The 26,801-nt window shown below is 73.6% G+C and carries 21 protein-coding genes; 13 read left to right on the top strand and 8 right to left on the bottom strand.

Going from position 1 to position 26,801, the window contains the following annotated elements; genetic code table 11:
• The first annotated feature begins 36 nt into the window (after window positions 1-36).
• The 11 genes from CHF15_RS08520 to CHF15_RS08470 all read left to right on the top strand — a co-directional run bounded on the left by CHF15_RS08520 (window position 37) and on the right by CHF15_RS08470 (window position 13,956).
• Window positions 37-1,308 carry an AAA family ATPase gene (locus tag CHF15_RS08520; RefSeq protein ID WP_089223027.1) on the top strand — a complete coding sequence of 424 codons (1,272 nt, stop codon included), beginning with the start codon at window positions 37-39 and terminating at the stop codon, window positions 1,306-1,308.
• Between the two features lie 10 nt (window positions 1,309-1,318).
• Window positions 1,319-1,651, top strand: coding sequence for a nucleotide pyrophosphohydrolase (locus tag CHF15_RS08515; RefSeq protein WP_089223026.1), 333 nt, complete (start codon window positions 1,319-1,321; stop codon window positions 1,649-1,651).
• Between the two features lie 184 nt (window positions 1,652-1,835).
• Window positions 1,836-2,291, top strand: coding sequence for a DUF6099 family protein (locus CHF15_RS08510; protein WP_089223025.1), 456 nt, complete (start codon window positions 1,836-1,838; stop codon window positions 2,289-2,291).
• 118 nt (window positions 2,292-2,409) lie between these two features.
• Complete coding sequence (locus CHF15_RS08505) at window positions 2,410-3,333, top strand: LLM class F420-dependent oxidoreductase (RefSeq protein ID WP_089223024.1); 924 nt, start codon at window positions 2,410-2,412, stop codon at window positions 3,331-3,333.
• 30 nt (window positions 3,334-3,363) lie between these two features.
• Complete coding sequence (gene mmuM, locus CHF15_RS08500) at window positions 3,364-4,326, top strand: homocysteine S-methyltransferase (RefSeq protein ID WP_089223023.1); 963 nt, start codon at window positions 3,364-3,366, stop codon at window positions 4,324-4,326.
• Window positions 4,317-5,792, top strand: a complete 1,476-nt coding sequence (locus CHF15_RS08495; RefSeq protein ID WP_089223022.1) for a 3' terminal RNA ribose 2'-O-methyltransferase Hen1 — start codon at window positions 4,317-4,319, stop codon at window positions 5,790-5,792. The genes mmuM and CHF15_RS08495 overlap by 10 nt, the downstream gene beginning before the upstream one ends.
• Window positions 5,789-8,335: a polynucleotide kinase-phosphatase gene (locus CHF15_RS08490; RefSeq protein WP_089223021.1), complete on the top strand. Its 2,547-nt coding sequence runs from the start codon at window positions 5,789-5,791 to the stop codon at window positions 8,333-8,335. The genes CHF15_RS08495 and CHF15_RS08490 overlap by 4 nt, the downstream gene beginning before the upstream one ends.
• A 75-nt stretch (window positions 8,336-8,410) precedes the next feature.
• Window positions 8,411-9,634, top strand: a complete 1,224-nt coding sequence (locus tag CHF15_RS08485) for an arginine deiminase (protein ID WP_089223020.1) — start codon at window positions 8,411-8,413, stop codon at window positions 9,632-9,634.
• A gap of 121 nt (window positions 9,635-9,755) precedes the next feature.
• Window positions 9,756-10,760 carry an ornithine carbamoyltransferase gene (gene argF / locus CHF15_RS08480; protein ID WP_089223019.1) on the top strand — a complete coding sequence of 335 codons (1,005 nt, stop codon included), beginning with the start codon at window positions 9,756-9,758 and terminating at the stop codon, window positions 10,758-10,760.
• Between the two features lie 98 nt (window positions 10,761-10,858).
• Entirely contained in the window at window positions 10,859-11,686 is an 828-nt protein-coding gene (locus CHF15_RS08475) for an enoyl-CoA hydratase family protein (protein ID WP_089223018.1), read from the top strand.
• Window positions 11,687-11,688: 2 nt separating this feature from the next.
• The gene (locus CHF15_RS08470) at window positions 11,689-13,956 is read left to right on the top strand and encodes a bifunctional salicylyl-CoA 5-hydroxylase/oxidoreductase (protein WP_089223017.1); all 2,268 of its coding nucleotides are present in this window, start codon (window positions 11,689-11,691) and stop codon (window positions 13,954-13,956) included.
• A gap of 18 nt (window positions 13,957-13,974) precedes the next feature.
• Here the strand turns inward: CHF15_RS08470 and CHF15_RS08465 are convergent, their stop codons facing one another.
• The 3 genes from CHF15_RS08465 to CHF15_RS08455 form a co-directional block, all read right to left on the bottom strand.
• Window positions 13,975-14,556, bottom strand: a complete 582-nt coding sequence (locus CHF15_RS08465) for a Uma2 family endonuclease (protein WP_089223016.1) — start codon at window positions 14,554-14,556, stop codon at window positions 13,975-13,977.
• Between the two features lie 82 nt (window positions 14,557-14,638).
• Window positions 14,639-15,463 carry a PaaX family transcriptional regulator gene (locus tag CHF15_RS08460; protein WP_089223015.1) on the bottom strand — a complete coding sequence of 275 codons (825 nt, stop codon included), beginning with the start codon at window positions 15,461-15,463 and terminating at the stop codon, window positions 14,639-14,641.
• A gap of 4 nt (window positions 15,464-15,467) precedes the next feature.
• Window positions 15,468-17,072, bottom strand: coding sequence for an AMP-binding protein (locus CHF15_RS08455; protein ID WP_089223014.1), 1,605 nt, complete (start codon window positions 17,070-17,072; stop codon window positions 15,468-15,470).
• Between the two features lie 95 nt (window positions 17,073-17,167).
• On the opposite strand from CHF15_RS08455, the gene CHF15_RS08450 reads away from it, so the two are divergent.
• Together CHF15_RS08450 and CHF15_RS08445 are read left to right on the top strand one after the other, a co-directional pair.
• Window positions 17,168-18,274 (top strand): acyl-CoA dehydrogenase family protein, encoded by a 1,107-nt coding sequence (locus CHF15_RS08450; protein WP_089223013.1) that lies wholly within the window; start codon window positions 17,168-17,170, stop codon window positions 18,272-18,274.
• Window positions 18,271-18,669 (top strand): RidA family protein, encoded by a 399-nt coding sequence (locus tag CHF15_RS08445; protein WP_089223012.1) that lies wholly within the window; start codon window positions 18,271-18,273, stop codon window positions 18,667-18,669. Before CHF15_RS08450 ends, CHF15_RS08445 begins: the two co-directional genes overlap by 4 nt.
• A 117-nt stretch (window positions 18,670-18,786) precedes the next feature.
• Here the strand turns inward: CHF15_RS08445 and CHF15_RS08440 are convergent, their stop codons facing one another.
• The 5 genes from CHF15_RS08440 to CHF15_RS08420 all read right to left on the bottom strand — a co-directional run bounded on the left by CHF15_RS08440 (window position 18,787) and on the right by CHF15_RS08420 (window position 26,799).
• Window positions 18,787-21,705 (bottom strand): tetratricopeptide repeat protein, encoded by a 2,919-nt coding sequence (locus CHF15_RS08440; protein ID WP_089223011.1) that lies wholly within the window; start codon window positions 21,703-21,705, stop codon window positions 18,787-18,789.
• Window positions 21,705-23,549: an HSP90 family protein gene (locus CHF15_RS08435; RefSeq protein WP_089223010.1), complete on the bottom strand. Its 1,845-nt coding sequence runs from the start codon at window positions 23,547-23,549 to the stop codon at window positions 21,705-21,707. Before CHF15_RS08435 ends, CHF15_RS08440 begins: the two co-directional genes overlap by 1 nt.
• Window positions 23,550-23,599: 50 nt before the next feature.
• Window positions 23,600-24,520, bottom strand: coding sequence for a hypothetical protein (locus tag CHF15_RS08430; protein ID WP_245938727.1), 921 nt, complete (start codon window positions 24,518-24,520; stop codon window positions 23,600-23,602).
• A 228-nt stretch (window positions 24,521-24,748) separates the two neighbouring features.
• Entirely contained in the window at window positions 24,749-26,278 is a 1,530-nt protein-coding gene (locus CHF15_RS08425) for a helix-turn-helix domain-containing protein (RefSeq protein WP_089223008.1), read from the bottom strand.
• A gap of 14 nt (window positions 26,279-26,292) precedes the next feature.
• A complete protein-coding gene (locus CHF15_RS08420; protein WP_089223007.1) occupies window positions 26,293-26,799 on the bottom strand; it encodes a methylated-DNA--[protein]-cysteine S-methyltransferase in 507 nt (168 codons plus the stop codon).
• Between the last annotated feature and the right edge of the window lie 2 nt (window positions 26,800-26,801).

The following is a 26,801-nucleotide window of genomic DNA, read 5'->3' as shown; positions in this document are numbered from 1 at the left end:
GGTTCGCCACCGGGTGCCGCCGCTACGTTCGCGTCCATGAGCACGAAGCGTGACCGTCCGGTCGTCACCGAACTGCGGCTCTCCGCCTTCAAGTCGCATCGCGGCGCGGGCTTCCCGCTCAAGCCGCTCACCGTGCTGGCGGGGGCGAGCGGCACCGGCAAGTCCAGTGTCCTGGAGGGGCTGGGCCTGCTCGGCCGGCTCGCCGCCGGCGAGGAACTGGCCATGGCGTTCGACGGCGTGCGCGGGGGAGTGGCGGCCTGCGTGCCCCACGCGGCCAAGCCGGACGCGGAGGGTCGGCGCGGCTTCCGCATCGGGTGCACGGTGGACGGCGCGGTCGGCCCCGTCGCACTCGACGTCGCCGTGCAGACCGAACCCGAACTGCGCATCGTCGGCGAGCGGTTGACCGGCGCCGGCGAGACCCTGCTCGCCACCGCGCTGCGCGATCCGGGGCGGCGTACCGTCCAGGCGGCCTGGCACACCGCGGGGCTGGTCCCGGTGACCCGGGCCCCGCTGCCCGACGACCGGCTGGCCACCTCCCTGCTGCCGCTGCGCGTCGCCGGCACGACCGAGGGGCAGCGGCTGGTGCTCGCCGCCGCGGAGCAGACGGTGCTCGCGCTGCGCGGGGTGTTCCCCGTCGATCCCCGGCCGCACCTGATGCGCGAGCCCGCGCGGGTGGCCGACGGCCTGCTCCGCGGAGGCTGCGACAACCTCTCGGCGGTGCTGCGCCGCACCCAGGGCGAGTGCCGTACGCGGCACGCCGCGCTGGTCGGCGCGCTGCGGGCGGTGTGCAGCCCGCCCGTCGAGGGGCTGACGGTGATCCCCGCCGGGGAGCCGGGGACGGGGGCGTACGCGCAGTCGGTGGTGGCGGCCGTCGACCGGGGACCCCTGGGGCTCGTGCCGGTGGACCGGCTCGGTGACGGGGAGTTGCGCTTCCTCGCGCTGGCGCTGGTGCTGCTGACCGGGCCGGGCGTGCTGGAGGTGGACACCAGCGGCGAGGTGCCGGACGCCGTCCAGGTCCTCACGGTGCTGGCGGACGGCCTGGACGCCGGCCTGGACCGGGCGCAGTCGCGGCAGTTGCTGGCGCTGGCCGCGCAGGTCGCCGAACGGGGCCACATCAGGCTGATCGGCACGGTGCACGACCCCGCCGTGGCCGACGGGGCGGAGGGAGTGACGCTGCTGCGCCTCGGGAGCGCGGCGGCCGACCGGGAGCGGGTGCCGGCGCAGGGTACGGGCCCGGAGGCACCGGCCGCCGCGGCCCCGCCGGCCGGGCAGGCCCCGCCGGAGCACGCCGCGGCGGCGATGGGGTAGACCTGCGGGTGTGACCGATGATCTGCACGCGCTGCAGCGCAGGCTGGCCGCGTTCGCGGCGGCCCGGCGCTGGGAGCCGTACCACACGCCGAAGAACCTGGCCGCGGCCCTGAGCGTCGAGGCCTCCGAGCTCCTGGAGATCTTCCAGTGGCTCACGCCCGAGCAGGCGGCCGGGGTCATGGAGGACCCCGACAGCGCGCACCGGGTACGGGACGAGGTGGCGGACGTGCTCGCGTACCTGCTGCAGTTCTGCGAGGTGCTCGGCGTGGACGTGCTGGAGGCGCTGTCCGCCAAGATCGACCGCAACGAGCTGCGCTTCCCGCTGCCGGGGGCCGGCGACTGAGGCGCGGCGGCCCGTGCGCCCCGCTCCGCGGCCGGTCGCGCCGGGGGGTCACGCGCGCCGTTCGCACGGGCGGGGGAGCGGGTTGTCCACAGGCGGGAACCGGCCACTTCCCCATCGCGTCATGATCCGTCACTCTGAGTGAGGAACGGGATCGACGGGGTGGAGACGGGGGAGGTGCGTCGTGATGGATGCGGTACGGCTGATCCGGGCCACGCGGGAGGCGCTCAGGAGCGGCGGGACCGAGCGTGAGCTGATGGCGGAGGCCTGGCAGATTCAGGCGCTGACGGAGGCGATCGGCAGCCACCTCGCGCTCCACGGGGCGCCCGAGCTGCGCACTCCCGGATTCTCCGTCTGCGAGGCGGGCGGCCGGGCGTGCGGGGCCACGGGACCGCCCGGGGTGGCGTCGGGTCCGTTGCGCGCGGCCCTGCTCACCGATGTGCGCGAACCGGCCGGGACCTTGCGCGAGCTGCGCGAACTGCTGTCGGAGCTGGGCATGGCGCTGGTCTCGGTGGCCTGCACCGCCGAGGGCGAGACGGAGTACTGGCAGTGCATCGAGGCGGTCGACGCCGCCGACGAGTCCAAGGACCGGGTGGGTGTGCTCCTGCGCGCGGTCGAGGCGCGGCAGCGGGAGGGTGCATGAGCGCCAAGTCCGCACAACAGAAGCGAAGTTGGCGGATTGCAGCCGTCCCCGGTCCGGGAGGGTGCCACACGCGACAGGTCGCCGGTCGATTCCGGGCGAAGAGGTGCAGGATGGAGTCATGGATCTTCGAATCTTCACCGAGCCCCAGCAAGGGGCCTCGTACGACACCCTGCTCTCCGTCGCCAAGGCGACCGAGGAGCTCGGGTTCGACGCCTTCTTCCGCTCCGACCACTACCTCAAGATGGGCGACGCGGACGGTCTGCCGGGGCCGAGCGACGCGTGGATCACCCTGGCCGGCCTCGCCCGCGAGACCAAGCGGATCCGGCTCGGCACCCTGATGACGGCCGCCACCTTCCGGCTGCCCGGTGTGCTCGCCATCCAGGTCGCGCAGGTGGACCAGATGTCGGGCGGCCGCGTCGAGCTGGGCCTGGGCGCGGGATGGTACGCGGACGAGCACGCCGCGTACGGCATCCCGTTCCCGAAGGAGAAGTTCGCCAGGCTGGAGGAGCAGCTCGCCATCGTCACCGGCCTCTGGGAGACCCCGGTGGGCGAGACCTTCGACTTCAAGGGCACGCACTACACGGTGGAGAACTCGCCCGCGCTGCCCAAGCCCGCCCAGGCGAAGCTCCCCGTCCTCATCGGCGGCCACGGTGCCCGGCGCACCCCGCGGCTCGCCGCCCGCTACGCGGACGAGTTCAACCTGCCCTTCGGCTCGCTGGAGGACACCGCCTCGCAGTTCGCCCGCGTGCGGGAGGCCGCCGAGGAGCACGGCCGGGGCAAGGACGAGATCGTCTACTCCAACGCCCTCGTCGTGTGCGTCGGCAAGGACGACGCCGAGGTCGCCCGCAGGGCCGCGGCCATCGGCCGTGAGGTCGACGAGCTCAAGGCCAACGGCCTCGCCGGTTCCCCCGCCGAGGTCGTCGACAAGATCGGCCGCTACGCCGAGCTCGGTGCCACCCGGTTCTACCTGCAGATCCTGGACCTGAGCGACCTCGGGCACCTGGAACTGATCGCCTCCGGGGTCCAGTCGCAGCTCGGCTGAGCCCGGCACACCACGCGAGGAGCACCCGCGATGCCCGCACCCGCCAGGCCCCTGGCACAGGCCCTCGCCGAGGGCCCCGTCGTCCTCGACGGCGGGTTGTCCAACCAGCTCGCCGACCAGGGCTGCGACCTGGACGGCGCGCTCTGGTCCGCCCGCCTGCTCGCCGACGCGCCGGAGCAGATCGAGGCGGCGCACACCGCCTATGTGCGGGCGGGCGCGCGGGTGCTCATCACCTCCGGTTACCAGGCCACCTACGAGGGCTTCGCCGCACGCGGTATCGGACGGGAGGAGGCGACCGCCCTGCTGCGGCGCAGTGTCGCCCTCGCCCGCGCCGCCGCCCGCGACCGCGACGACGTGTGGGTGGCGGCCTCCGTGGGACCGTACGGCGCGATGCTCGCGGACGGCAGCGAGTACCGGGGCCGCTACGGGCTGAGCGTCGCGGAACTGGAGCGTTTCCACCGGCCCAGGATGGAGACGCTGGCCGAGGCCGGCCCCGACGTCCTGGCGCTGGAGACCGTGCCGGACACCGACGAGGCGGAGGCGCTGCTGAGGATCGCCGAGGGCCTCGGGGTGCCGGTCTGGCTCAGCTACTCCGTGGCCGGCGGGGCGACCCGGGCCGGGCAGCCGCTGGAGGAGGCCTTCCGGATCGCCGCGGACACGGACGCGGTGATCGCCGTCGGCGTCAACTGCTGCGACCCGGCGGACGCCACCCGCGCGGTGGAGACGGCGGCGGCGAACGTGGACCGGCCCGTGGTCGTCTACCCCAACAGCGGCGAGACCTGGGACGAACGGGCCCGCGACTGGAGCGGAGTCCGGGCCTTCGACCCGGCCCTGGCCGCCGTCTGGCAGAGCTCCGGCGCCCGGCTCATCGGGGGATGCTGCCGGGTCGGGCCCGCGCAGATATCCGCCCTCGCCCGCGCGCTCGCCGCCCAGCCGGGGAAAACCGCTGTTGAGGGCGGCGGCGGACAGGCGATACTCAGGCGGTGTTCCTGACGATAACAACCACCGGCAGCGGCGGCATGCCCGCCACGGACCTCGGCTTCCTGCTGCACAAGCATCCGGAGAAGGCCCAGGTCTTCTCGACCTCCTACGGCGACGCCCACGTCTTCTACCCCGTGGCGTCCGAGCAACGGTGCACCGCCGCGCTGCTGCTGGAGGTCGATCCGGTGGCGCTGGTCCGGCGCGGCAAGGCCAAGGGCCGGGGCGGGGCCCCCGACTCCGCGCTCGGCCAGTACGTCAACGACCGGCCCTACGCGGCCTCGTCGCTGCTCGCGGTGGCCCTCCGCACGGTGTTCGCCAGCGCCCTGAGGGGCGTCTGCGACGCCCGCCCCGAGCGGGCCGCGCAGCCCCTGCCGCTGCGGATCGAGATCCCCGCCGTGCCCGCGCGCGGCGGCGCCGCCCTCGTCCGCCGGCTCTTCGAGCCGCTGGGCTGGACCGTCGAGGCCGAACCGGTCGCGCTGGACGAGCAGTTCCCCGCGTGGGGCGAGTCGCGCTACGTGCGGCTGGCCCTGGAGGGCGAGATGCGGCTGTCCGCGGCGCTTAGGCACCTGTATGTGCTGCTCCCGGTCCTGGACGACGCCAAGCACTACTGGGTGTCGCCCGACGAGGTCGACAAGCTGCTGCGCATGGGCGACGGATGGCTCCCCGCCCACCCTGAGCAGCGGCTGATCACCAGCCGCTACCTGGCCCGCCGCTGGTCGCTGACCCGGCAGGCCATGGAGCGGCTGGAGCTGGCCCGGCTCGCCGAGGCCGACGACAGCGAGGCCGAGGAGATCGACAACGCCGTCGACGAGGAGGTGGACACCGAGGAGAAGCCGCTGCCGCTGGCGGTGCAGCGCCGCGAGGCGATCCTGGCGGAGCTGCGCGACGCCGGGGCGAACCGTGTCCTCGACCTCGGCTGCGGCCAGGGCCAGCTGGTGGGCGCGCTGCTGAAGGACGTCCGCTTCACCGAGGTCCTCGGCGTCGACGTGTCGTCCCGGGCCCTGGGCGAGGCCGCCCGACGGCTGCGGCTGGACCGCATGGGCGAGCGTCAGTCCTCCCGCGTCCGGCTGGTGCAGGGCTCCCTGACGTACACCGACGCCCGGCTCAAGGGGTACGACGCCGCGGTGCTCAGCGAGGTCGTGGAGCACCTCGACCTGCCCCGGCTGCCCGCCCTGGAGTACGCCGTCTTCGGCTCGGCGCGCCCCGCCACGGTGCTCGTGACCACGCCGAACGTCGAGTACAACGTGCGCTGGGAGACACTGCCCGCCGGGCACGTCCGGCACGCGGACCACCGCTTCGAGTGGACCCGCGAGGAGTTCCGCTCGTGGGCGGAGCAGGTCGCCGGACGGCACGGCTACGGCGTCCGCTTCGTCCCCGTCGGCCCCGACGACCCCGAGGTCGGCCCGCCCACCCAGATGGCCGTCTTCACCATGACCGCCGGTTCCACCACGACCGCGAAGGAGGTCACCCCCGCATGACCGGCAAGCGCACCCTCCCGGTGACCGATCTGTCCCTCGTGGTCCTGATCGGCACCACCGGCTCCGGCAAGTCGACTTTCGCCCGGCGCCACTTCAAGCCCACCGAGGTGATCTCCTCGGACTTCTGCCGCGGCCTCGTCAGCGACGACGAGAACGACCAGGGCGCCAGCGGCGACGCCTTCGACGTGCTCCACTACATCGCGGGCAAGAGGCTGGCCGCCGGCCGGCTCACCGTCATCGACGCCACCAGCGTGCAGCAGGAGAGCCGCCGCCAGCTCGTCCGGCTCGCCCGCGAGCACGACGTGCTGCCCATCGCGATCGTCCTCGACGTCCCGGAGCAGGTCTGCATCGAGCGGAACGCCTCCCGTCCCGACCGCGCCCACCTGCCCCGGCACGTCGTGCAGCGCCAGCAGCGCGAGCTGCGCCGCTCCCTGCGGCAGCTGGAGCGCGAGGGCTTCCGCAAGGTGCACATCCTGCGCGGCACCGAGGAGGTCGAGGCGGCCGAGGTCGTGCTGGAGCGCCGCTACAACGACAAGCGCGAACTTACCGGCCCGTTCGACATCATCGGCGACATCCACGGCTGCAGCTCCGAGCTGGAGACCCTGCTCGGCAAGCTGGGCTACGTCGACGGCGCGCACCCCGAGGGCCGCACGGCCGTCTTCGTCGGAGACCTCGTCGACCGCGGCCCCGACAGCCCCGGCGTGCTGCGCCGCGTCATGGGGATGGTCGCCGCAGGCAGCGCCCTGTGCGTGCCCGGCAACCACGAGAACAAGCTGGGCCGCTGGCTGAAGGGCAAGCAGGTCCAGCACACCCACGGCCTCGCCGAGACCATCGAGCAGCTGGAGAAGGAGGACGAGCAGGACCCCGCCTTCCGGGAGCAGGTGCGCGAGTTCATCGACGGACTCGTCAGCCACTACGTGCTCGACGGCGGCAGGCTGGTCGTCTGCCACGCCGGCCTGCCCGAGAAGTACCACGGCCGCACCTCCGGCCGGGTCCGCTCGCACGCCCTGTACGGCGACACCACCGGGGAGACCGACGAGTTCGGCCTGCCCGTGCGCTACCCGTGGGCCGAGGACTATCGCGGCCGCGCCGCCGTCGTCTACGGCCACACACCCGTGCCGAGCACCTCGTGGATCAACAACACCATCTGCCTGGACACCGGCGCCGTCTTCGGCGGGCGGATGACGGCCCTGCGCTGGCCCGAGCGCGAGATCGTCGACGTCCCCGCCGAGCGGGTCTGGTACGAGCCGGCCAAGCCCCTGGCGAGCGAGGCGCCCGGGGGGCACGACGGGCGGCCGCTGGACCTCGCCGACGTCACCGGCCGCCGTGTCGTGGAGACCGCGCACCACGGCCGGGTCGCGGTCCGCGAGGAGAACGCGGCCGCCGCGCTGGAGGTCATGAGCCGCTTCGCGGTCGACCCGCGGCTGCTGATGTACCTGCCGCCGACGATGTCGCCGTGCGCGACCTCGCAGCTGGACGGCTACCTGGAGCACCCGCACGAGGCGTTCGCCGCCTACCGGGCGGACGGCGTCGGCCAGGTGCTCTGCGAGGAGAAGCACATGGGTTCCCGTGCCGTGGCGCTCGTGTGCCGCGACGCGCAGACTGCCGGCGAGCGCTTCGGGGTGACCGGTGGCGTCACGGGCGCCCTGCACACCCGCACGGGCCGTCCGTTCTTCGACGACCCGGCCGTCACCGAGCAGGTCCTGGAGCGGCTGCGCGCCTCCGTCACCGCCGCCGGGCTGTGGGACGAGCTCGGCACGGACTGGCTGCTGCTCGACGCCGAGCTGATGCCTTGGTCGCTGAAGGCCTCCGGTCTGCTGCGCAAGCAGTACGCCGCCGTGGGCGCCGCCTCCGGCGCGGTCTTCCCGGGGGTGCTCGCCGCCCTGGAGTCCGCCGCCGCGCGGGGCACCGACGTGGCGGGCCTGCTGGAGCGGCAGCGCGGCCGGTCGGCGGACGCGGCCTCCTTCACCGAGGCGTACCGGCGCTACTGCTGGACGACCGAGGGCCTGGACGGGGTGCGTCTGGCGCCCTTCCAGATCCTGGCCGCCCAGGGCCGCAGTCTCGCCGCGCTCCCGCACGACGGGCAGCTGGCGCTCATCGACCGCCTGGTCGCGAACGACCCGACGGGGCTGCTGCAGGAGACGCGCAGGCTGCTGGTCGACACCCGTGACGAGGAGTCGGTGGCCGCCGGCACGCGGTGGTGGCTGGAGCTGACCGAGGCCGGCGGCGAGGGCATGGTCGTCAAGCCGCTCCAGGCCCTGGTGCGCACGGAGGACGGCAACCGCCTGGTCCAGCCCGGCATCAAGTGCCGCGGCCGGGAGTACCTGCGGATCATCTACGGTCCGGAGTACACCCGGCCCGACCAGCTGGTCAGGCTGCGCTCCCGGGCGCTGGGCCACAAGCGGTCCCTCGCGCTGCGCGAGTACGCGCTGGGCCTGGAGGCGCTGGACCGGCTGGCCGCGGGCGAGCCCCTGTGGCGCGTGCACGAGGCGGTCTTCGCCCTCCTGGCCCTGGAGTCCGAGCCGGTGGACCCCCGGCTGTGACGGACGGGGGGCGGGCACCCGGGTGCCCGCCCCTCCCTGGCGGTAAACCCCTGCCAAGTGGGAATGTCTAGCTCCATGGCATTCCATGTGGACTCCGAGGCAGGGCGGCTGCACCGCGTCATCCTCCACCGCCCCGACCTGGAGCTGAAAAGGCTCACGCCGTCGAACAAGGACGCCCTGCTCTTCGACGACGTCCTGTGGGTGCGCCGGGCCCGCGCCGAGCACGACGGCTTCGCCGACGTGCTGCGCGACCGGGGCGTGGCCGTGCACCTCTTCGGTGACCTGCTGCGGGAGACGCTGACCCTGCCCGAGGCCCGGCGCATGGTGCTGGACCGGGTCTTCGACGAGAAGGAGTACGGCCCGGTGGTCACCGACCACCTGCGCGCCGCCTTCGACGAGCTGTCCGCGGCCGAACTGACCGAGGCCCTGGTCGGGGGCATGACCAAGCGGGAGTTCCTGGCCCGTTTCGCCGAGCCGACCTCGGTCCGCTTCCACGTCATGGACCTGGACGACTTCCTGCTCGACCCGCTGCCCAACCACATCTTCACCCGGGACACCTCGGCCTGGGTCTACGACGGGGTCAGCATCAACGCGATGCGCTGGCCGGCCCGCTGGCACGAGACGATCCACTACGAGGCGATCTACCGCCACCACCCGCTCTTCGCGGGCGGCTCCTTCCACGTGTGGTCCGAGGGCCAGGCGGCCTACCCGTCCACCATCGAGGGCGGCGACGTCCTGGTGATCGGCAACGGCGCCGTCCTGATCGGCATGAGCGAGCGCACCACCTCGCAGGCCGTGGAGATGCTGGCCCAGCGGCTGTTCAACGCGGGGTCGGCCACCACGATCGTGGCCCTGGACATGCCCAAGCGCCGTGCCTTCATGCACCTGGACACCGTGATGACCATGGTCGACGGCGACACCTTCACCAAGTACGCGGGCCTGGGCATGCTGCGCTCGTACACCATCGAGCCCGGCGCCGGGGAACGCGACCTCAAGGTCACCGACCACCCGCCGGAGCACATGCACCGGGCCGTCGCGGCGGCCCTGGGCCTCGACGACATCCGGGTGCTCACCGCGACCCAGGACGTCCACTCCGCCGAGCGCGAGCAGTGGGACGACGGGTGCAACGTGCTCGCCCTGGAGCCGGGCGTCGTCCTGGCGTACGAGCGCAACGTCACCACCAACACCTTCCTGCGCAAGCGCGGCATCGAGGTCATAGAGATCCCCGGGAGCGAACTCGGGCGAGGCCGCGGCGGCCCGCGCTGCATGAGCTGCCCCATCGAGCGGGACCCGGTCTGACGGGCGGCGATCCGTGGCCGGGGCCGCCGGGGCTGTATAAGGATGCGAGTATTCGTATAGACTTCCACGGTCCCGGCGCACTCATGTTCGGCACCCGGCCGACCCCGACCTAGGAGCCCCCATGGCCATCGACCTCACGGGCCGCCACTTCCTCAAGGAACTGGACTTCGCCCCCGAGGAGTTCCGCGGGCTGGTGGAGCTGGCCGCCGAGCTGAAGGCGGCCAAGAAGGCGGGCACCGAGGTCCGGCGGCTCGCGGGCCGGAACATCGCCCTGATCTTCGCCAAGACCTCCACCCGCACCCGCTGCGCCTTCGAGGTCGCCGCGGCCGACCAGGGCGCCTCCACGACCTATCTGGACCCGGCCGGCTCCCAGCTCGGCCACAAGGAGTCGGTGAAGGACACCGCCCGGGTGCTCGGCCGGATGTTTGACGGCATCGAGTACCGCGGGACGGGCCAGGAGGTCGTCGAGGAACTGGCCGCCCACGCCGGGGTGCCGGTGTGGAACGGCCTCACCGACCAGTGGCACCCCACCCAGATGCTCGCCGACGTGCTCACCATGGCGGAGCACTCCCGTTCCCCGCTGGCGGAGACCGCCTACGCCTACCTCGGCGACGCCCGCTCCAACATGGGCAACTCGCTGCTGGTCACCGGCGCCCTCCTCGGTATGGACGTACGCATCGTCGCCCCGGAGCAGCTGTGGCCGGACGAGACGGTCGTCGCCGAGGCCCGGCGCCTCGCGGAGACCACGGGTGCCCGGGTCACCCTGACCGAGGACGTCACCGAGGGCGTCGCCGGCGCGGAGTTCGTCCACACCGACGTCTGGGTGTCGATGGGCGAGCCCGCCGAGGTCTGGGACGAGCGCATCGCGCTGCTGAAGCCGTACGCCGTGACCGCGGAGGTGCTGCGGGCCACCGGCCGTCCCGACGCGAAGTTCATGCACTGCCTGCCCGCGTTCCACGACCTCGGCACCGCCCTGGCCCGGGAGATCCATGCACGGCACGGGCTGACCTCCCTTGAGGTCACCGACGAGGTCTTCGAGTCGGCGCGGTCCATCGTCTTCGACCAGGCCGAGAACCGGATGCACACCATCAAGGCCGTCCTCGTCGCCACGCTGGGAGGCGTGTGAGGCGCCGCGTGTATGGCGCACTCGTGACGGCGGTCACGAAGGGGTGATAACTTCGCGGTGGTGGCAAGCCTGCCTCCCCCGTGAAGGAGGACGTGCCCATGAGCCCCTACCGAGGCTCCGCAGGCCGTACCGAGGAATGGCGGCACCTGCGGGTCGAGCGCGCCGACGGTGTCGTCACCGTCACCCTGGACCGCCCCGACAAGCTCAACGCGCTCACCTTCGGCGCCTACGCCGACCTGCGCGACCTGCTCACCGAACTGCCGCACCACGGCGACACCCGGGTGCTGGTGCTCGCCGGGGCCGGCCGCGGCTTCTGCTCCGGCGGGGACGTCGACGAGATCATCGGCGCCACCCTCGCCATGGGCGCCGGACAGCTCCTGGACTTCACCCGCATGACCGGACAGGTCGTCCGCGCCATCCGCGAGGCCCCCTTCCCCGTCGTCGCGGCCGTCCACGGCGTCGCGGCCGGAGCCGGCTCGGTGATCGCCCTCGCCTGCGACTTCCGCATCGTCGAACGCTCGGCACGCTTCGCCTTCCTCTTCACCAAGGTCGGCCTCGCCGGCGCCGACATGGGCGCCGCCTACCTGCTGCCCCGCATGGTCGGACTCGGCCACGCCACCCGGCTGCTGATGCTCGGCGACACCCTGGGCGCCGAGGAGGCCGACCGCATCGGCCTCGTCAGCGAACTCGTCGACGACGGCACGGCGGACGCGAGCGCCGCCGCCCTCGCCAAACGCCTGGCCACAGGCCCGGCGCTGGCGTACGCACAGACCAAGGCGCTGCTCACCGCGGAACTCGACATGCCCCTCGCCGCCGCGGTGGAGATGGACGCCACCACCCAGGCGCTCCTGATGACCAGCGAGGACTACGCCGAGTTCCACGCCGCGTTCACCGGGAAGCGCAGCCCCAACTGGAAGGGCCGGTAACCGTGCGGGTGGCCATCATCGGCGGCGGCCCCGGCGGGCTCTACGCGGCCGCACTGCTCAAACGCCTCGACCCGGAACGCGACATCACCGTCTGGGAGCGCGGTGCGCCCGAGGACACCTTCGGCTTCGGTGTCGTGCTCTCCGACGAGACGCTCGGCGGCATCGAGCACGCCGACCCCGTCGTCTTCCGCGCCCTGCAACGGGAGTTCACCCGCTGGGACGACATCGACGTGCACCACCGCGGGCGCGCCGTCACCTCCGGCGGCCACGGTTTCGCGGCGGTGGACCGGCGCACGCTGCTGGCGATCCTCCACGACCGCTGCCGCGACCTCGGTGTGACCGTCCGCACCCGCGAACTCGCCCCGGCCGCCGACCGGCTGGCCCGCGACCACGACCTCGTCGTCGCCGCCGACGGCGCGGGCAGCGCCACCCGCGGCGCCCACGCCGCCGTCTTCCGGCCCACCCTCACCGGACACCGCTGCCGCTACATCTGGCTCGCCACCGACCTCGCCCTGGACGCCTTCCGCTTCGAGATCGCCCGGACCGAGCACGGGGTGATGCAGGCCCACGGCTATCCGTTCCGGCCGGGCGAGAGCACCTTCATCGTCGAGATGCACGAGGACGTCTGGCGGCGCGCCGGGCTGGACCGGCTGGACGAGGCCGAGTCGATCGCCCGCTGCGAGAAGATCTTCGCCGACGCCCTGCACGGCCACGGCCTGCGCGGCAACCGCTCCCGCTGGATCGCGTTCACCACCGTGGTCAACGAACGCTGGCGGCACGGGAACATCGTGCTGCTCGGCGACGCCGCCCACACCGCGCACTTCTCCATCGGCTCCGGCACCAAGCTCGCCATGGAGGACGCCCTCGCCCTCGCCGCCTGCCTGCACGAGCAGCCCGGAGTCCCCGAGGCGCTCGCCGCCTACGAGGCCGAGCGCAAGCCGGTGGTCGCCAGCACGCAGCGCGCCGCGCGGGCCAGCCTGGAGTGGTTCGAGAACCTGGAGCAGTACGCCGCCCAGCCGCCCCGGCAGTTCGCCTTCAACCTGCTCACCCGCAGCCGCCGGGTCACCCACGACAACCTGCGGCTGCGCGACGCGGACTTCACCGCCTCGGTGGAGCGGGAGTTCGGCACCGGGCCGGACACCCCGCCGATGTTCACCCCCTTCACCCTGCGCGGGCTGACCCTGCGCAACCGGGTCGTCGTCTCGCCGATGGACATGTACTCCGCCGCCGACGGCACCCCCGGCGACTTCCACCTCGTCCACCTCGGCGCCCGCGCCCTCGGCGGCGCCGGCCTGGTCATGACCGAGATGGTCTGCGTCAGCCCCGAGGGCCGGATCACCCCGGGCTGCGCGGGCCTGTGGAACGACGGGCACGAGGCCGCCTGGCGCCGCGTCACCGACTTCGTGCACGCCCGGCCCGGCTCCGCGATCGGCCTCCAGCTCGGCCACAGCGGCCGCAAGGGCTCCACCCGGCTGATGTGGGAGGGCATCGACCAGCCGCTCCCCGAGGGCAACTGGCCGCTCGCGGCCCCCTCCCCGCTGCCGTACCACCCGCACGTCAGCCAGGTCCCGCACGCCTTGGACGACGCCGGACTGGCCGCGATCCGCGAGCAGTTCGCCGCCTCCGCCGCGCGCGGCGCCCGCGCCGGGTTCGACCTGCTGGAGCTGCACTGCGCCCACGGCTACCTGCTGTCGTCCTTCCTCTCCCCGCTCACCAACCGGCGTACCGACGCCTACGGCCGCGACCTGGCCGGACGGCTGCGCTTCCCGCTGGAGGTCTTCGACGCAGTCCGCGAGGTGTGGCCCGACGACCGCCCGATGACCGTCCGCATCTCCGCCACCGACTGGGCCGAGGGCGGCACGACCGCCGACGACGCGCTGGAGATCGCCCGGGCCTTCGCCGCGCACGGCGCCGACGCCATCGACGTCTCCACCGGTCAGGTCGTCCCCGACGAGGCGCCCGACTACGGCCGCTCCTACCAGACCCCCTACGCCGACCGGATCCGCAACGAACTCGGCCTGCCCGTCATCGCGGTCGGCGCCATCTCCTCCTGGGACGACGTCAACTCCCTGATCCTCGCGGGCCGCGCCGACCTGTGCGCGCTCGCCCGCCCCCACCTCTACGACCCCAACTGGACGCTCCACGCCGCCGCCGAACAGGGCTACTCCGGCCCCGGCGCCCCCTGGCCCCTCCCGTACCAGGCCGGCAGCCGCCGCCCGCCCACGGGCCGCACGGACGCCCCCCGCCCCCGGCTCACGCTGGACGTGTGAGGGGCGGCCGGCCGCGGGTCAGGCGAAGAGGGAGGTGTCGAGGGCGAACGCGAACGGCTCGGGGAGGTCGAGTTCCTTGCCGAACAGCACCCGCACATCCTGACGGTAGTCCTCGGCGTCCGGCTCGCTGTACAGAGTGACGGTGCCCTCGGTGCGGTCCACCAGCAGGTGGAAGGGGATGCCGGCAGCGGCGTAGCCGCCCCGTTTCGGGCCGCGGTCCTTGTCCGGGCCGGAGGACGTCACCTCGACGGTCATGACGACGCCATCCGCGTCTGCCCACGAGTCGAGACCACGGAAGAAACCCCGGGGAGCCACCGAGGCGTCGGGGACGAATCGGCCGAGCGGGGTGATCAGCCCCATGGTGCCCACGCCGTACAGCTCTGCGGCGGACTTCCTGGCGATCTGCCAGAGCAGTTCGCCTACGGCGTCCTCGTGGTCTCCGTCGGGCGGCGGGGTCACGACGATCTCCCCCTCGATCAGCTCGGCGCGGTACCCCTCGGGCACCGTGAGGTCGAGGAAGGCGGCGAGCACGGCGTCGCCGCCGGAGCCCGAGCGTTCGGTCGCGGGCAGTGCCATCTCGCGTACCTCCTCGACCGTCATGGTTCCGCTCCGACGTGGTCAGGTTATGCCCCGCCGGGTGGCATGGGCCTACATCCTTCCAACGATCATCCGAGGAGGCCGGTCACGCCGCGGGGTCGGCGGACCGCGCGAACTGCGCGCCCGCGTCGCGCAGCCGGGTGTGCAGCTCCTCGAAGACCGCCGCCGCGCGGGCGCCGGGCCAGTCGGGCGGCAGCAGGGCGGACGGCAGGCCCGGGTCGGCGTAGGGGAGGCGGCGCCAGGAGTCGAGGGCGCGCAGGTAGTCGGCGAAGGCCTCCTGCGGCGGGGTCGCCTCCCGGGCGGCCCAGGCGCGCAGCACGGGCTCGTGGGAGTCGAGGAAGGCGTGGTGGCGCTTGGCGACGGCGTCGAGGTCCCACCAGCGGCGCACGGCCGCGGCTGTCGGCTCGAAGCCGAGGTGGGTGCCGGCGAAGAGGTCGACGTAGGTGTCCAGCCCGAGCCGGCGCAGGGTGTGCAGGGCCTCCTCGTGGAGGCGGGCGGGCGCGATCCACACGCCCGGCGCGGCGGTGCCGAAGCCCAGGCGGGCCAGGCGAGAGCGGAGCAGGTGCCGCTTGTGGCGCTCGCTCTCCGGGACGGAGAAGACCGCGAGCACCCAGTCCGGGCCGCCCGTTGCGCCGGCCGGCTGACCGTAGATGCGCCGGTCGCCGTCGGCGAGCAGCTGCCGGGCGTCCTCGGACAGGGCGTAGCCCGCGGCGCCGCCGACCCGGTCGGGTTCCAGCAGGCCGCGGCGCTTGAGCCGGGAGACCGCCGAGCGCACCGACTGCGGGTCCACGTCGACGGCGCCCATCAGCCGGATCAGCCCGGCGACGGGTATCCGCCCGTCCCAGCCGTCGGCCCGGCCGTAGGCGCCGAAGAAGGTCAGGATCAGTGAACTGGGGGTGTGCTCGGTCACGCGATCACTGTAGGTCGCGCAGCCGGAAGCGCTGCAGTTTCCCGGTGGGCGTGCGGGGCAGGGCGTCGATGAAGACGATCTCGCGCGGGCACTTGTAGCTCGCGATCTCCTCACGCGTGAAGGAACGCAGCGCCTCGACCGTGTGCTCGTCGCGCGGCGGGCCGTCCCGCAGCACGACGAAGGCCCGGACGATCTGGCCGCGCTGGTCGTCCGGTACGCCGATGACGGCCGCCTCCCGCACGTCCGGGTGGCGCAGCAGCGCCTCCTCGACCTCGGGGCCCGCGATGTTGTACCCCGACGAGATGATCATGTCGTCGGCGCGTGCCACGTAGCGGTAGTAGCCGTCCGCCTCGCGCACATAGGTGTCGCCGGTGATGTTCCAGCCGCCCCGCACGTACTCGCGCTGCCGTTCGTCCGCCAGGTAGCGGCAGCCCGTGGGGCCGCGCACCGCCAGCAGCCCCGGCTCGCCGTCCGGCAGGGGGGACAGCGTCACGGGATCGACGACCCGGGCCTGGTAGCCCGGTACCGGCAGGCCCGTGGTGCCCGGGCGGATCACGTCGTCGGCGGCGGAGATGAAGATGTGCAGCAGCTCCGTGGCCCCTATGCCGTTGATGATCCGCAGACCCGTCGACTCGTACCAGGCGTGCCAGGTCGCCTCGGGCAGGTTCTCGCCCGCCGACACGCAGCGCCGCAGCGAGGACAGGTCCCGGGAGCCGTGCGAGGCGAGTATGGCCCGGTAGGCGGTGGGCGCGGTGAACAGCACGGTCACCTTGTGCTCCGCGACGGCCCGGGCGAGCTGCTCGGGGCCGGCCTGCTCCAGCAGCAGCGCGGACGCCCCCACGCGCAGCGGGAAGACGACCAGGCCGCCCAGCCCGAAGGTGAAGCCCAGCGGCGGGCTGCCGGCGAACAGGTCCGCGGAGGTGGGCCGCAGTATGTGCGCGGAGAAGGTGTCCGCGATCGCCAGCACGTCCCGGTGGAAGTGCATGCACCCCTTGGGCCGACCGGTCGTGCCGGAGGTGAAGGCGATCAGCGCGACGTCGTCGGACGAGGTCTCCACCGCGGCGAAGGAGTCCGGCCGGCCGGCGGCGAGCCGCAGCAGGTCGTCCGGCGCCTCGCCGCCGTACGTGGCGATGCGCAGTCCGGGCGCCTCGCACTTGGCGAGGTCGTCGACCGCGCGGATGTCGCACAGCGCGTGCCGGACGGAGGCGATCTCGCAGATCGTCGCCAGCTCGTGCGGGCGGTGCGCCGCGAGCACGGTCACCGCGACCGCGCCCGCCTTCATGACGGCGAACCAGCACGCCACCAGCCAGGGCGTGGTGGGCCCGCGCAGCAGCACGCGGTTGCCGGGCACCACCCCGAGGTCGTCGGTCAGCACGTGCGCGATGCGGTCGGAGGCGGCGCGCAGGTCCGCGTACGACCAGACCTCGCCGCCCGGCATCCGCAGGCAGGGCGCCTCGGGCCGTCCGGCGGCGAGGAGTTCGGTACCGCAGTTGAGCCGGCCCGGATAGGCCAGCTCGGGGAGGTCTTGGGTCAGGACGGGCCACTGGTCACGCGGCGGGAGGTGATCCCGCGGGAAAGTGTCCACGTGAGCTGATGGCAGCAGGTCCATGGCGGGTTCGCCCCTCGTTGGCCCCTGGTTGCGGACGGATTCAGCGTAACGTGTTTGTGACGGCAGTCAACGGTACGCGATACGGGAGGTGCCGAGTGGCATCGTTCGCGCTCGACCCGGAACAGCTCAAGTGGTGTGCACAGGTCCGTGATTGGGCCGCCGAACGGCTGCGGCCGCTGGCGGAGGCCGGCGAACCCGGGCGGGTCAACCGCCCGCTGCTCGCCGCCCTCGGCGAACTCGGCCTGCTGGCACGCCTCTTCCCCGGCACCGCCCTGGAGCTGTGCCTGCTCCGGGAGTCCCTGGCCCGCGAGTGCACCGAGGCCGAGACGGCACTCGCCCTGCAGGGCCTGGGCGCCCACCCCCTGCTGGAGTCCCCGGAGCTGGCCGCCCGCTGGATCCCGCGTGTCGTCTCCGGCGAGGCCGTCGCGGCCTTCGCGCTCACCGAGCCTGGCGCCGGTTCCGACGCGGCCGCCCTCGAACTGGCCGCGGAGCCCGCGCCCGGCGGCGGATGGCGGCTCACCGGCGAGAAGTGCTGGATCTCCAACGCCCCCGAGGCCGACGTCTACACGGTCTTCGCCAGGACCACCCCCGGTGCCGGGGCCCGCGGCGTCACCGCGTTCGCCGTCCCCGCCGACCGCCCCGGCCTCGGCGGCGAACACCTCGACATGCTCTCCCCGCACCCCATCGGGCGGTTGCGCTTCGACGCCGTACCGGTCGGGGAGCAGGACGTGATCGGCGAGGTCGACCGGGGCTTCCGGGTCGCCATGACCACCCTCAACCGCTTCCGGCCCAGCGTCGGCGCCTTCGCCGTCGGCATGGCGCAGGCCGCCCTCGACGCGGCCACCGCCCACGCCGCCTCCCGCACGGCCTTCGGTGCGCCCCTGAAGGAGCTCCAGGCCGTCTCCCACTCCCTGGCCGAGATGGCCACCCGCACCGAGGCCGCCCGCCTGCTGGTCTACGCCGCCGCCGAGGCCTACGACTCCGGCGCCGCCTGGACCGCCCGCAGCTCCGCCATGGCCAAGCTCTTCGCCACCGAGACCGCCCAGTACGCCGTCGACGCCGCGGTCCAGATCCACGGGGCCCGCGCGCTGGAGCGCGGCCACCTCCTGGAGCACCTCTACCGCGAGGTCCGCGCACCGCGTATCTACGAAGGCGCCACCGAAGTCCAGCGGTCGATCATCGCCAAGGAGCTCTTCGCATGACCCTCAACCGGATCAACCCGCCCGAGCTGTCCCCGCCCACCGGCTTCAGCCACGCGGTCACCGCCACCGGGCACACCCTCGTCCTCCTCGCGGGCCAGACCGCGCTGGACTCCGGGGGCAAGGTCGTCGGGGAGACGCTTCCGGCCCAGTTCGAGCACGCGCTGATCAACCTGCTCACCGCCCTCCAGGCCGCCGGCGGCACCCCCGCCGACCTCGCCCGGCTCACCGTCCACACCACCGATGTCGCCGCCTACCGCGACCACGCGCCCGAACTCGGGCGCATCTGGCGCGCCCTGGCCGGCCGCGACTACCCGGCGATGGCGGTCATCGGCATCACCCGCCTGTGGGACGAGGAGGCCATGGTCGAACTCGACGGCCTCGCCGTGCTGTCCTGACCGGTCCGGTGAACCGGGCGCCAGGGGCATCAACAGCCCCTGGCGCCGTGCCCGGTGCGACCACGCGAGGCCCCGCGGGCCGCGGTCCCGGCGGCCCGCACGCTCGCGCCGTGGAGGTCAGCCCCCGCGGCGCGAGGACACCTCGTCGCGGACCCGGGCAAGGATCCCGGCCGCCTGGTCGAGCCCCGCCTCCCGGCAGCGGTTGATGGCGGCGCGGAGCCGTGACAGGGCCGCGTCCGGCCGGCCGAGGCCGTTCGCCTCGACCAGCGCCGCGACCCGGACGGCCTCGGCGCGCGGCGCCTCGCCGCGAGGCCCGCCCTCCTCGTGGGCGGCGATCGCGAGCTCCAGTTCGGCGAGCGCCTCGGGAAAGCGCTCGGCGCCCGCGTAGGCCCGGCCGCGCTGGTAGTGCGTGGCGCCGCTCTGGTACCAGCGGGCGACGTCCTCGTCGTCCCCGGTCAGGGCCGCCAGGACCTCGTCGGCCCGGCGCAGGTGCTCCAGGGCGTCCTCCAGGCCCTCGGCGCCCCCGGCCGACACGGCGTACGCGGCGAAGTCCCGCATCATCTCCGCGACCGCGTGCGGGTTCGGCCCCTTGGCGTGCGAGGCGACGGCGCGGTCGTACGCGGAGCGCGCCGCGTCCTCGTTGCCGGCCCCCAGCAGGGCGACGGCGGCCTCCGAGGCGACGAGCGTGTGCGTGAACTGCTCCTCCCACGGCTCGACGGCGTCGGCCAGCAGCAGGAACTGCTCGGCGCTCGCACGGTGCTCCTCCAGCTCCCGCAGGCCCCGCGCCAGCAGCAGCCGGGCCTGGGCCAGGGCGCGTTCGTCCATACCGGCCGCGGCCTCGTCCGTGACCAGCGACTCCAGCACGGCGACGGCGTCCGCCTGGCGGTCGGCGCGGGCGAGCACGTCCGCCAGCTCCACCCGCAACTCTGCGGCGCCCGACGCGTCGCCCTCGCGGTCCAGCCGTGACGCGCCGTCGGACAGGTGGCGCACGGCCGCGCCCGGGTCGCCCGCGTGGTCGGCGGCGTGGCCGAGCAGCGCGTGGGTGCGCGCCACCGGGAACGCGGTGTCGCCGTGCGCGGCGGCCGAGGCGAGCGCGCCGTGGAACTGCTCCATGGCCTCCTCGGGGCGGTGCTGCTGCAGCAGCACCTGGCCGAGCAGCCCTCGCGGGCGCGTGGCGCGCCAGGGCGTCGCGGCCGCCTCCACGACCCGCAGCACGTTCCGCAGCTCCCGCTCGGCCCGCTCCGGATCACCGGAGCGGGCCGCGATGTCCGCGGCGTACACCCGGGTGTTGACGGTGCGCTCCGGGGCGCCGAGCCGTTCCGACTCCGCCACGGCCTCGGCCACGGCGGCCTCGAAGCGCTCGCGCAGCTCCGCCGGGACGTCGGGCAGCGCGGCCATCGCCTCGGTGTGCGCGAGGAACGCACGGCACTGCAGCACGACGAAGTAGGCGCGCCGGACCTCGGTTGTGGCCGTGCCCTCGTCCGCCAGAGCGCGGGCCTCGGCCAGTACGGTGTCCAGCTCCGCCCGGCCCTCGTCGGCCTCCGGGCCGGGCTCCACGCCCACCGAGGCCAGCCGCGCGCGGGCGGTCAGCACGCGCTCGGGCATGCCGGCCAGGGCGAACAGCTCGCGTGCCTCGGCGAGGGCGGCCTTGACCGCCGCCTTGTCCTCGTCCTCCATGGCCGCGAAGGCGCGGTGCTCTGCCAGTTCGCCCCGCAGCCGCTCCTCCGGGCCCAGCCGGGCGTCGTGGACATGGCCGTCGGCTCCGACGCGCTCGGCGATCCGCAGCCACAGCTCCTCGTCGCCGGGACGGCCCGCGTCGGCCAGCTCGCGTGCCTTCTCGACCAGTTCCACGAAGTCCTCGGGCACCTCCCGTGCGGAGGCGGCCACGGGCGGGGCCGTCACCACCGGCTCGCCCTCCGGCGACGGCACCGCCGCGGTGCGCAGCCCGAGCGCCAGCGGTTCGGCGAGCGGCGGCCGCCGGGCGAGCCGCGCCCGGCGGCGCTCGCCGACGGCGCCGGTGCCGTTGCGCCGGTCGAACGCGGCGGCCAGGGCGTCGCCCCGCTCGCTCACGTGGTCCAGCAGTTCCCGCGCCGTCCAGGTGCGCCCCACCGGCCCGGCGACGGGAGTCGTGTCGTACCCCTGCTCGACCAGGCGCCGGGTGAGGACCTGGACACCGGTGAGGAAGCCGAGCAGCGAGAGCGGGGCTCCGGCGGTGTCGAACAGGGCGCGGTTCTCGGCGAGGATCTCCAGCGCCCGCCCCTCGTTGCCGGACAGCGCGCAGAACTCCACGTGCAGTCCGGTCTCCTCGGCCATGCCGACGCGGCCCCGGGCGTGCCGGTAGCCGGTCAGGTGGTACGAGCGGGCCTCGTCGGTGCGGCCGAGGCGCAGCAGCGGCAGCAGGGCATGGGCCTGGGTGACCCAGGGCTCCTCCTCGCAGCTCTGGACGCCGCCGAGGACCGGTTCCCAGGTGCGCAGGGCCTGTTCGTCGTCGCCCGCGTCGAGGTGGTGCAGCCCCTGGTGCCGGGTCTCGCAGGCCAGGCAGTCGCTGAGCCGCTCCCGGGGCCGGGTGACCCACAGGTCCCAGGCGCTCTCGCGGTCCGCGCCGGTGTGGGCGGCGATCCGGTGCCGCATCGCCGCCACCGGCTGCAGGCCCTCACCGGCGGCGCGGTAGCGGTCGCCCATCCGGCCGACCCACCCGTCGACCGTCGCCAGCGGGACGTCCGGCACCTGGAGCAGCGAGGTCGTCACCCACTTGTGGCGCCACAGCACCTGGCGGGCCTCCCACTCGCTGAAGGAGCCGGGCACCTCCTCCCACAGCGTGAGGATCCGCGCGAAGACGACCGGGGACTTGCGGTGCTCGGCGGCGTACTCGTACGCCGACATGAGTTCGAGCAGCGCCGTCACGAGGACGTCCTTCTCCTCGAACTGCTCGGCCGCCTCGACCAGTTCCTCGGCGGTCACGGTGCGGGGCGTTCCGTAGGGGCGCTCGTTGTTCTCGCGGAGCGCCTCGAACACGGCCTCGGGGGTGTCCAGCATCAGTGCTCCTTGGCGTCCGGCCCGGACCCGGGGGTGTCCTGGTCGTGCATGGCGTGGGTGAGCAGGCCGATGAAGGCCCGGTTGAGCAGCGCGCTCTCGGAGGACTTCAGCGGCCGCCGGGTGAGCAGCAGTGCCTGCCCGTACAGGGCCTCGGCGGTGGTGAGGGCCAGCCCCCGCTCGGTGACGGTGGCGGCCCTGCGCACCAGCGGGTTGAGGTGGTTGAGGACGAGCTGGGCCCGCGGGGCCTCCGTGCGCAGCGAGCCGAGGATGTCCGCCCACAGGCCGTCGCTGCTCTGCGCGAGACCGGCCCGGGTGCGTTCGTGGCGTGCCTCGCGGTCGTCCAGGAGCAGCGCGGGCGCCGTGACCGGCTGGAAGGCCCGCAGGACGACGTCGCAGTCGTACTGGCCGACGACCTCTCGGGCGACCGCGAGGAAGGCGGCTGCGGCGAGTTCGGCGGCCGAGTCGGCGGGGTCGAGGTGCGCGGTCACGGTGGCCGGGTCCAGGTCGGTGACCGTGGTGCCCGGACGGATCTCGGGCAGCCGGTGCACCAGGTCCCGGTCGTAGGTGTAGCCGCCGTTGACGACGCCGAGGCCGGCGGCCGCGGCGATCGGGGCGACCTGCCGGAACTCGTCGACGCTGCGGGTGACCAGCACCGTGGGGTGGGCGCGGGCGAACTCCTCCAGCGTGACGTTGCCGTCCGTCGTCTCGAAGGGCAGCCACGGCAGCAGCATCCGCAGCAGCGCGTCGTCGTAGCGGGCCAGTGCCTTGACGGCGAGGTGGTGGCTGTCGATGAAGCGCCGCAGCAGCACCGGGTCGCTGGCGGCGAGCCCGGTCAGCCAGTCCCGGATGCGGGCGCCGAGGGCGTCGCGGACTGCGGCCAGCGTCTCGTCCTCGTACAGCGCCTCGCGCGAGGCGGTCGGGCGCAGGCTGGTGACGTCCACGACGCAGCGGACGAAGAAGGCCCATTCCGGGAGGAGTTCGGCGGCCCGGTCCGAGAGCAGCATGCCCTTGAGGTGCACCCGGTGCCCGGCCCGCTCCGACGGGTTGACGGCGGTCGGCAGCACATAGGCCACGCCCCGCAGCCCGGCGACGGGCAGGTCGAGGTCGATGGTGTCGAGCGGGGTGAAGCCGAACGTCGCGCGGCAGTGCTCGGCGAGCGCCTCGGCGCGGGCCAGCGGGGAGCCGTGGCGGCGTTCCCACGGCGGGGTCTCGTTGACCGTGGTGCTCTCGCCGCGCGGGTCGACGACGGTGACCTCGTGCCGCAGCAGACTGCCGTAGTGCCGGGCCAGGGAGGTCACCCGCTCGGGCTCCGTCCACTCGCCGGCGTCGGCGCGCGGGGTCAGCGTCACGCGGGTGCCCGGCTCGGGCAGCGCGTCGGCGGGGAGGGTGCGGATCGTGTAGCTGCCGTCGGAGCGTCCGCGCCATTCGACGGCCGGGGCGCCGGGCGAGGCCGCCGGGCGGCTGACGACCGTGATCTCGTCGGCGACCACGAAGCAGGCCAGCAGGCCGATGCCGAACTGGCCGATGAAGTCGCCGCGGGCGGCCTCGATCTCCCCGTCGGCGGCGCGCTTGGAACTACGCCCGATGGTGGCGAGGAAGGTGTGCACGTCGGCCTCGCTCAGCCCGACTCCGGTGTCGGTGACGCTGAGCGTGTCACCGGTCCGTACGGTGATCCTGGCCGGTGCGCCCGGCTGGACCGCCTGCCGGGCGGTGATCGCGTCGACGGCGTTCTGCAGCAGTTCCCGCAGGTAGACGCGGGGGCTGGAGTAGAGGTGGTGGGAGAGCAGGTCGACCAGGCCGCGCAGGTCGACCTGGAACGTGTGCGCTGACGGGGACTGGGACACCGAAGGGGCCTTCCGGGCGGTGCGCGGACGGGGAACGGGACGCGTGACGGTCAGGGACGTCCGGCGCGGAACCGCATGGTGCGGTAGGGCGACACCGGGACGTCGCCGTCGAGGTACTGCCACGGGAACTCCGTGACCAGCCCGCCGGTGGCGGTGAAGGCGGCCGCGGCCGCCTTCTTCTCGCCGGCCAGGACGAAGGCCAGGGCGAAGGTGTTGAGGGTGCCCAGCCGGCTGACCGGCTCCCCGTACGCGGCGTGGCGGTACGAGCGGTCGGCGGCCTCGTGGAGTTCCGCGACGACGCGGCCCGACCGCATGTACGGGCTGTCGGTGGCGCCGTGGTCGAGGTCGAGCCAGTGCTCCAGGTGCGCGACCGCGACCAGCACGCCGAGCGCGCTCCCCTCGGGGGCGTTCAGCGCGGACGCGCGCGCGAACGCGTGCATCTCGTCGTGGGAGCCGCCCCATTTCGCGCAGACCTGCTGCAGTTGCTGCTGGTGCGCGCCCAGGTGCTCCGGGAACCGCCGGGTGGCGGCCTCGAAGCGCAGGCGGGAGATGTCCTGGCCCAGCTGCAGTCCTCGGGCGGACATCTGCAGGAAGTACCAGGGGGACGCCCAGCCGGGCTCGAGCTCGGCGGCCCGGTAGAGCAGGTCCTCGGCGACCCCCAGGCGCTCGTGGAAGATCTGGAACTGCTCACGCGAGACGTGCTTCGCCCGCAGTCCGGTCCGTGCCTCCCAGGCCCAGACCACCTGGCGGGCGCCGGCCACGAGCAGCGCAAGGCCCGACTCGGGTTCGTCCGCGACGGCCTTGGGCATCCACTGCTCGTAGCCCGCGACCTCCGTGGCGTTGGCGATCAGCCAGCCGCGCTCCCCGTCGTCGGAGACCGCCGACAGCTCGTCGCGCATCGCCGGCCAGTCGGCCGCCTTGGCCGCCGCGAGCAGCCGCGCGAGCCGCGGGTTCCCCATCGCTGGGCTCATCCGCGCCACGGGACGTGGCGCCCACCGCTTCAGCGAGAGACCCGATCCGCTCCTCGTACCGCCGCCGATCGTCCCGTCCACGGGACCACGTCGGACCGCCACCATGAAGACCCCCTCCTGGCCTGGCCGTTTCTCCCCCATGGGCCATGATCCGCGGCCCGGAGCATGACTATCACGGCCACCTTGCGGGGGAGTAGCCGGTTTGCCGGCCAGGAGGGGCGGGACGGGTCAGATGTCGCGGAACGTCTCGATCTGCGCCCCGATGGAGTTGAGCCGCTCGGCCAGCTCCTCGTAGCCGCGGTTGATGACGTACACGTTCCGCAGCACCGAGGTGCCCTCGGCGGCGAGCATCGCCAGCAGCGTCACGACGGCGGGCCGCAGGGCCGGCGGACACATCATCTCGGCGGTGCGCCAGCGGGTCGGGCCCTCGACCAGCACCCGGTGCGGGTCGAGCAGCTTGACGTTGGCGCCGAGCCGGGTCAGCTCGGTGAGGTAGATGGCGCGGTTGTCGTAGACCCAGTCGTGGATGAGGGTCGAGCCCTGCGCCGTGGCGGCGATGGCCGCGAAGAAGGGCACGTTGTCGATGTTGAGGCCCGGGAAGGGCATGGGGTGGATCTTGTCGATGGGGGAGCGCAGCTTGGAGGGGCGGACGGTGAGGTCGATCAGCCGGGTGCGGCCGTTGTCGGCGGGGTACTCGGCCGAGCGCTCGTGGTCCAGCCCCATCTCCTCCAGGACGGCCAGCTCGATCTCCAGGAACTCCACCGGCACCCGGCGGATGGTCAGCTCGGACTCGGTGACCACGGCCGCGGCCAGCAGGCTCATAGCCTCCACCGGGTCCTCCGACGGCGCGTAGTCCACGTCCCGGTCGATCTCCGCGACGCCGTGCACGGTCAGCGTGGTGGTGCCGATGCCGTCCACCCGCACACCCAGCTCCTCCAGGAAGAAGCACAGGTCCTGGACCATGTAGTTGGAGCTGGCGTTGCGGATGACGGTCACCCCGTCGTGCCGGGCGGCGGCCAGGAGCGCGTTCTCGGTCACGGTGTCGCCGCGCTCGGTCAGTACGATGGGCCGCCGCGGGGCCACGGAGGGGGCGACCCGGGCGTGGTACATCCCGCTGGTGGCGGTCACGTCCAGCCCGAAGTGCCGCAGGGCGGTCATGTGCGGCTGGACGGTACGGGTGCCGAGGTCGCAGCCGCCCGCGTACGGGATGCGGAAGCGGTCGGTGCGGTGCATCAGCGGGCCGAGGAACATGATCACGCTGCGCGTGCGGCGGGCCGCGTCGGTGTCCATGGCGTCCAGCTCCAGCCGCGCGGGCGGGACGATCTCCAGGTCGTTGCCGTCGTTGATCCAGCGGGTGCGCACGCCGATGCTGTTCAGCACCTCCAGGATGCGGTAGACCTCCTCGATCCGCGCGACGCGGCGCAGGGTGGTCCGCCCGGAGTTCAGCAGCGTGGCGCACAGCAGTGCCACGCAGGCGTTCTTGCTGGTCTTGACGTCGATGGAGCCGGACAGGCGGCGCCCGCCGACGACGCGCAGGTGCATGGGACCCGCGTAGCCGAGGGAGACGATCTCGCTGTCGAGCGCCTCACCGATTCGGGCGATCATCTCAAGGCTGATGTTCTGGTTCCCGCGTTCAATGCGGTTCACCGCGCTCTGGCTGGTCCCGAGCGCCTCCGCAAGTTGCGACTGGGTCCAGCCCCGGTGCTGTCGGGCGTCACGGATGAGCTTGCCGATGCGTGCGAGGTAGTCGTCTCCCATGGGGAGAGACTATCTCACATATGAGATGTCAACCCGAGTTCGAGGTCAAGGAGGTACCGCTTGCGCTCCAGACCGCCCCCGTATCCGGTGAGACCGCCGGAGGCGCCGACCACCCGGTGGCAGGGCACGATGATGCCGACCGGGTTCCGTCCGTTGGCGAGCCCGACGGCGCGCGACGCACCGGGGCTGCCGAGCTTGTCCGCCAGCTGACCGTACGTCATCACCGTGCCGTACGGGATGGCCCGCAGACCCGCCCAGACACGCTGCTGGAAGGGGGTGCCGCGCAGGTCCAGCGGCAGGTCGAAGGCGGTCAACCCGCCCGCGAAGTACGCCTCCAGCTGTTCGGCGGCGAGCGCGAACGGTGACTCGTCCGGGGCGCGGCGCGCGCCGAAGGACTCCTCCGGTGGCCGGTGGCGCTGCGCGGTCATGTAGAGACCTGACAGGACACCGCCGGTCGCGACCAGGGTCAGCGGCCCGACCGGGCTGTCGACGAGGGCGTGTGTGCGAAGGGACATGATCATTC

It is taken from the genome of Actinacidiphila glaucinigra (assembly GCF_900188405.1).
Taxonomy (GTDB): domain Bacteria; phylum Actinomycetota; class Actinomycetes; order Streptomycetales; family Streptomycetaceae; genus Actinacidiphila; species Actinacidiphila glaucinigra.
This window is presented reverse-complemented; position numbering and strand designations above follow the sequence as displayed.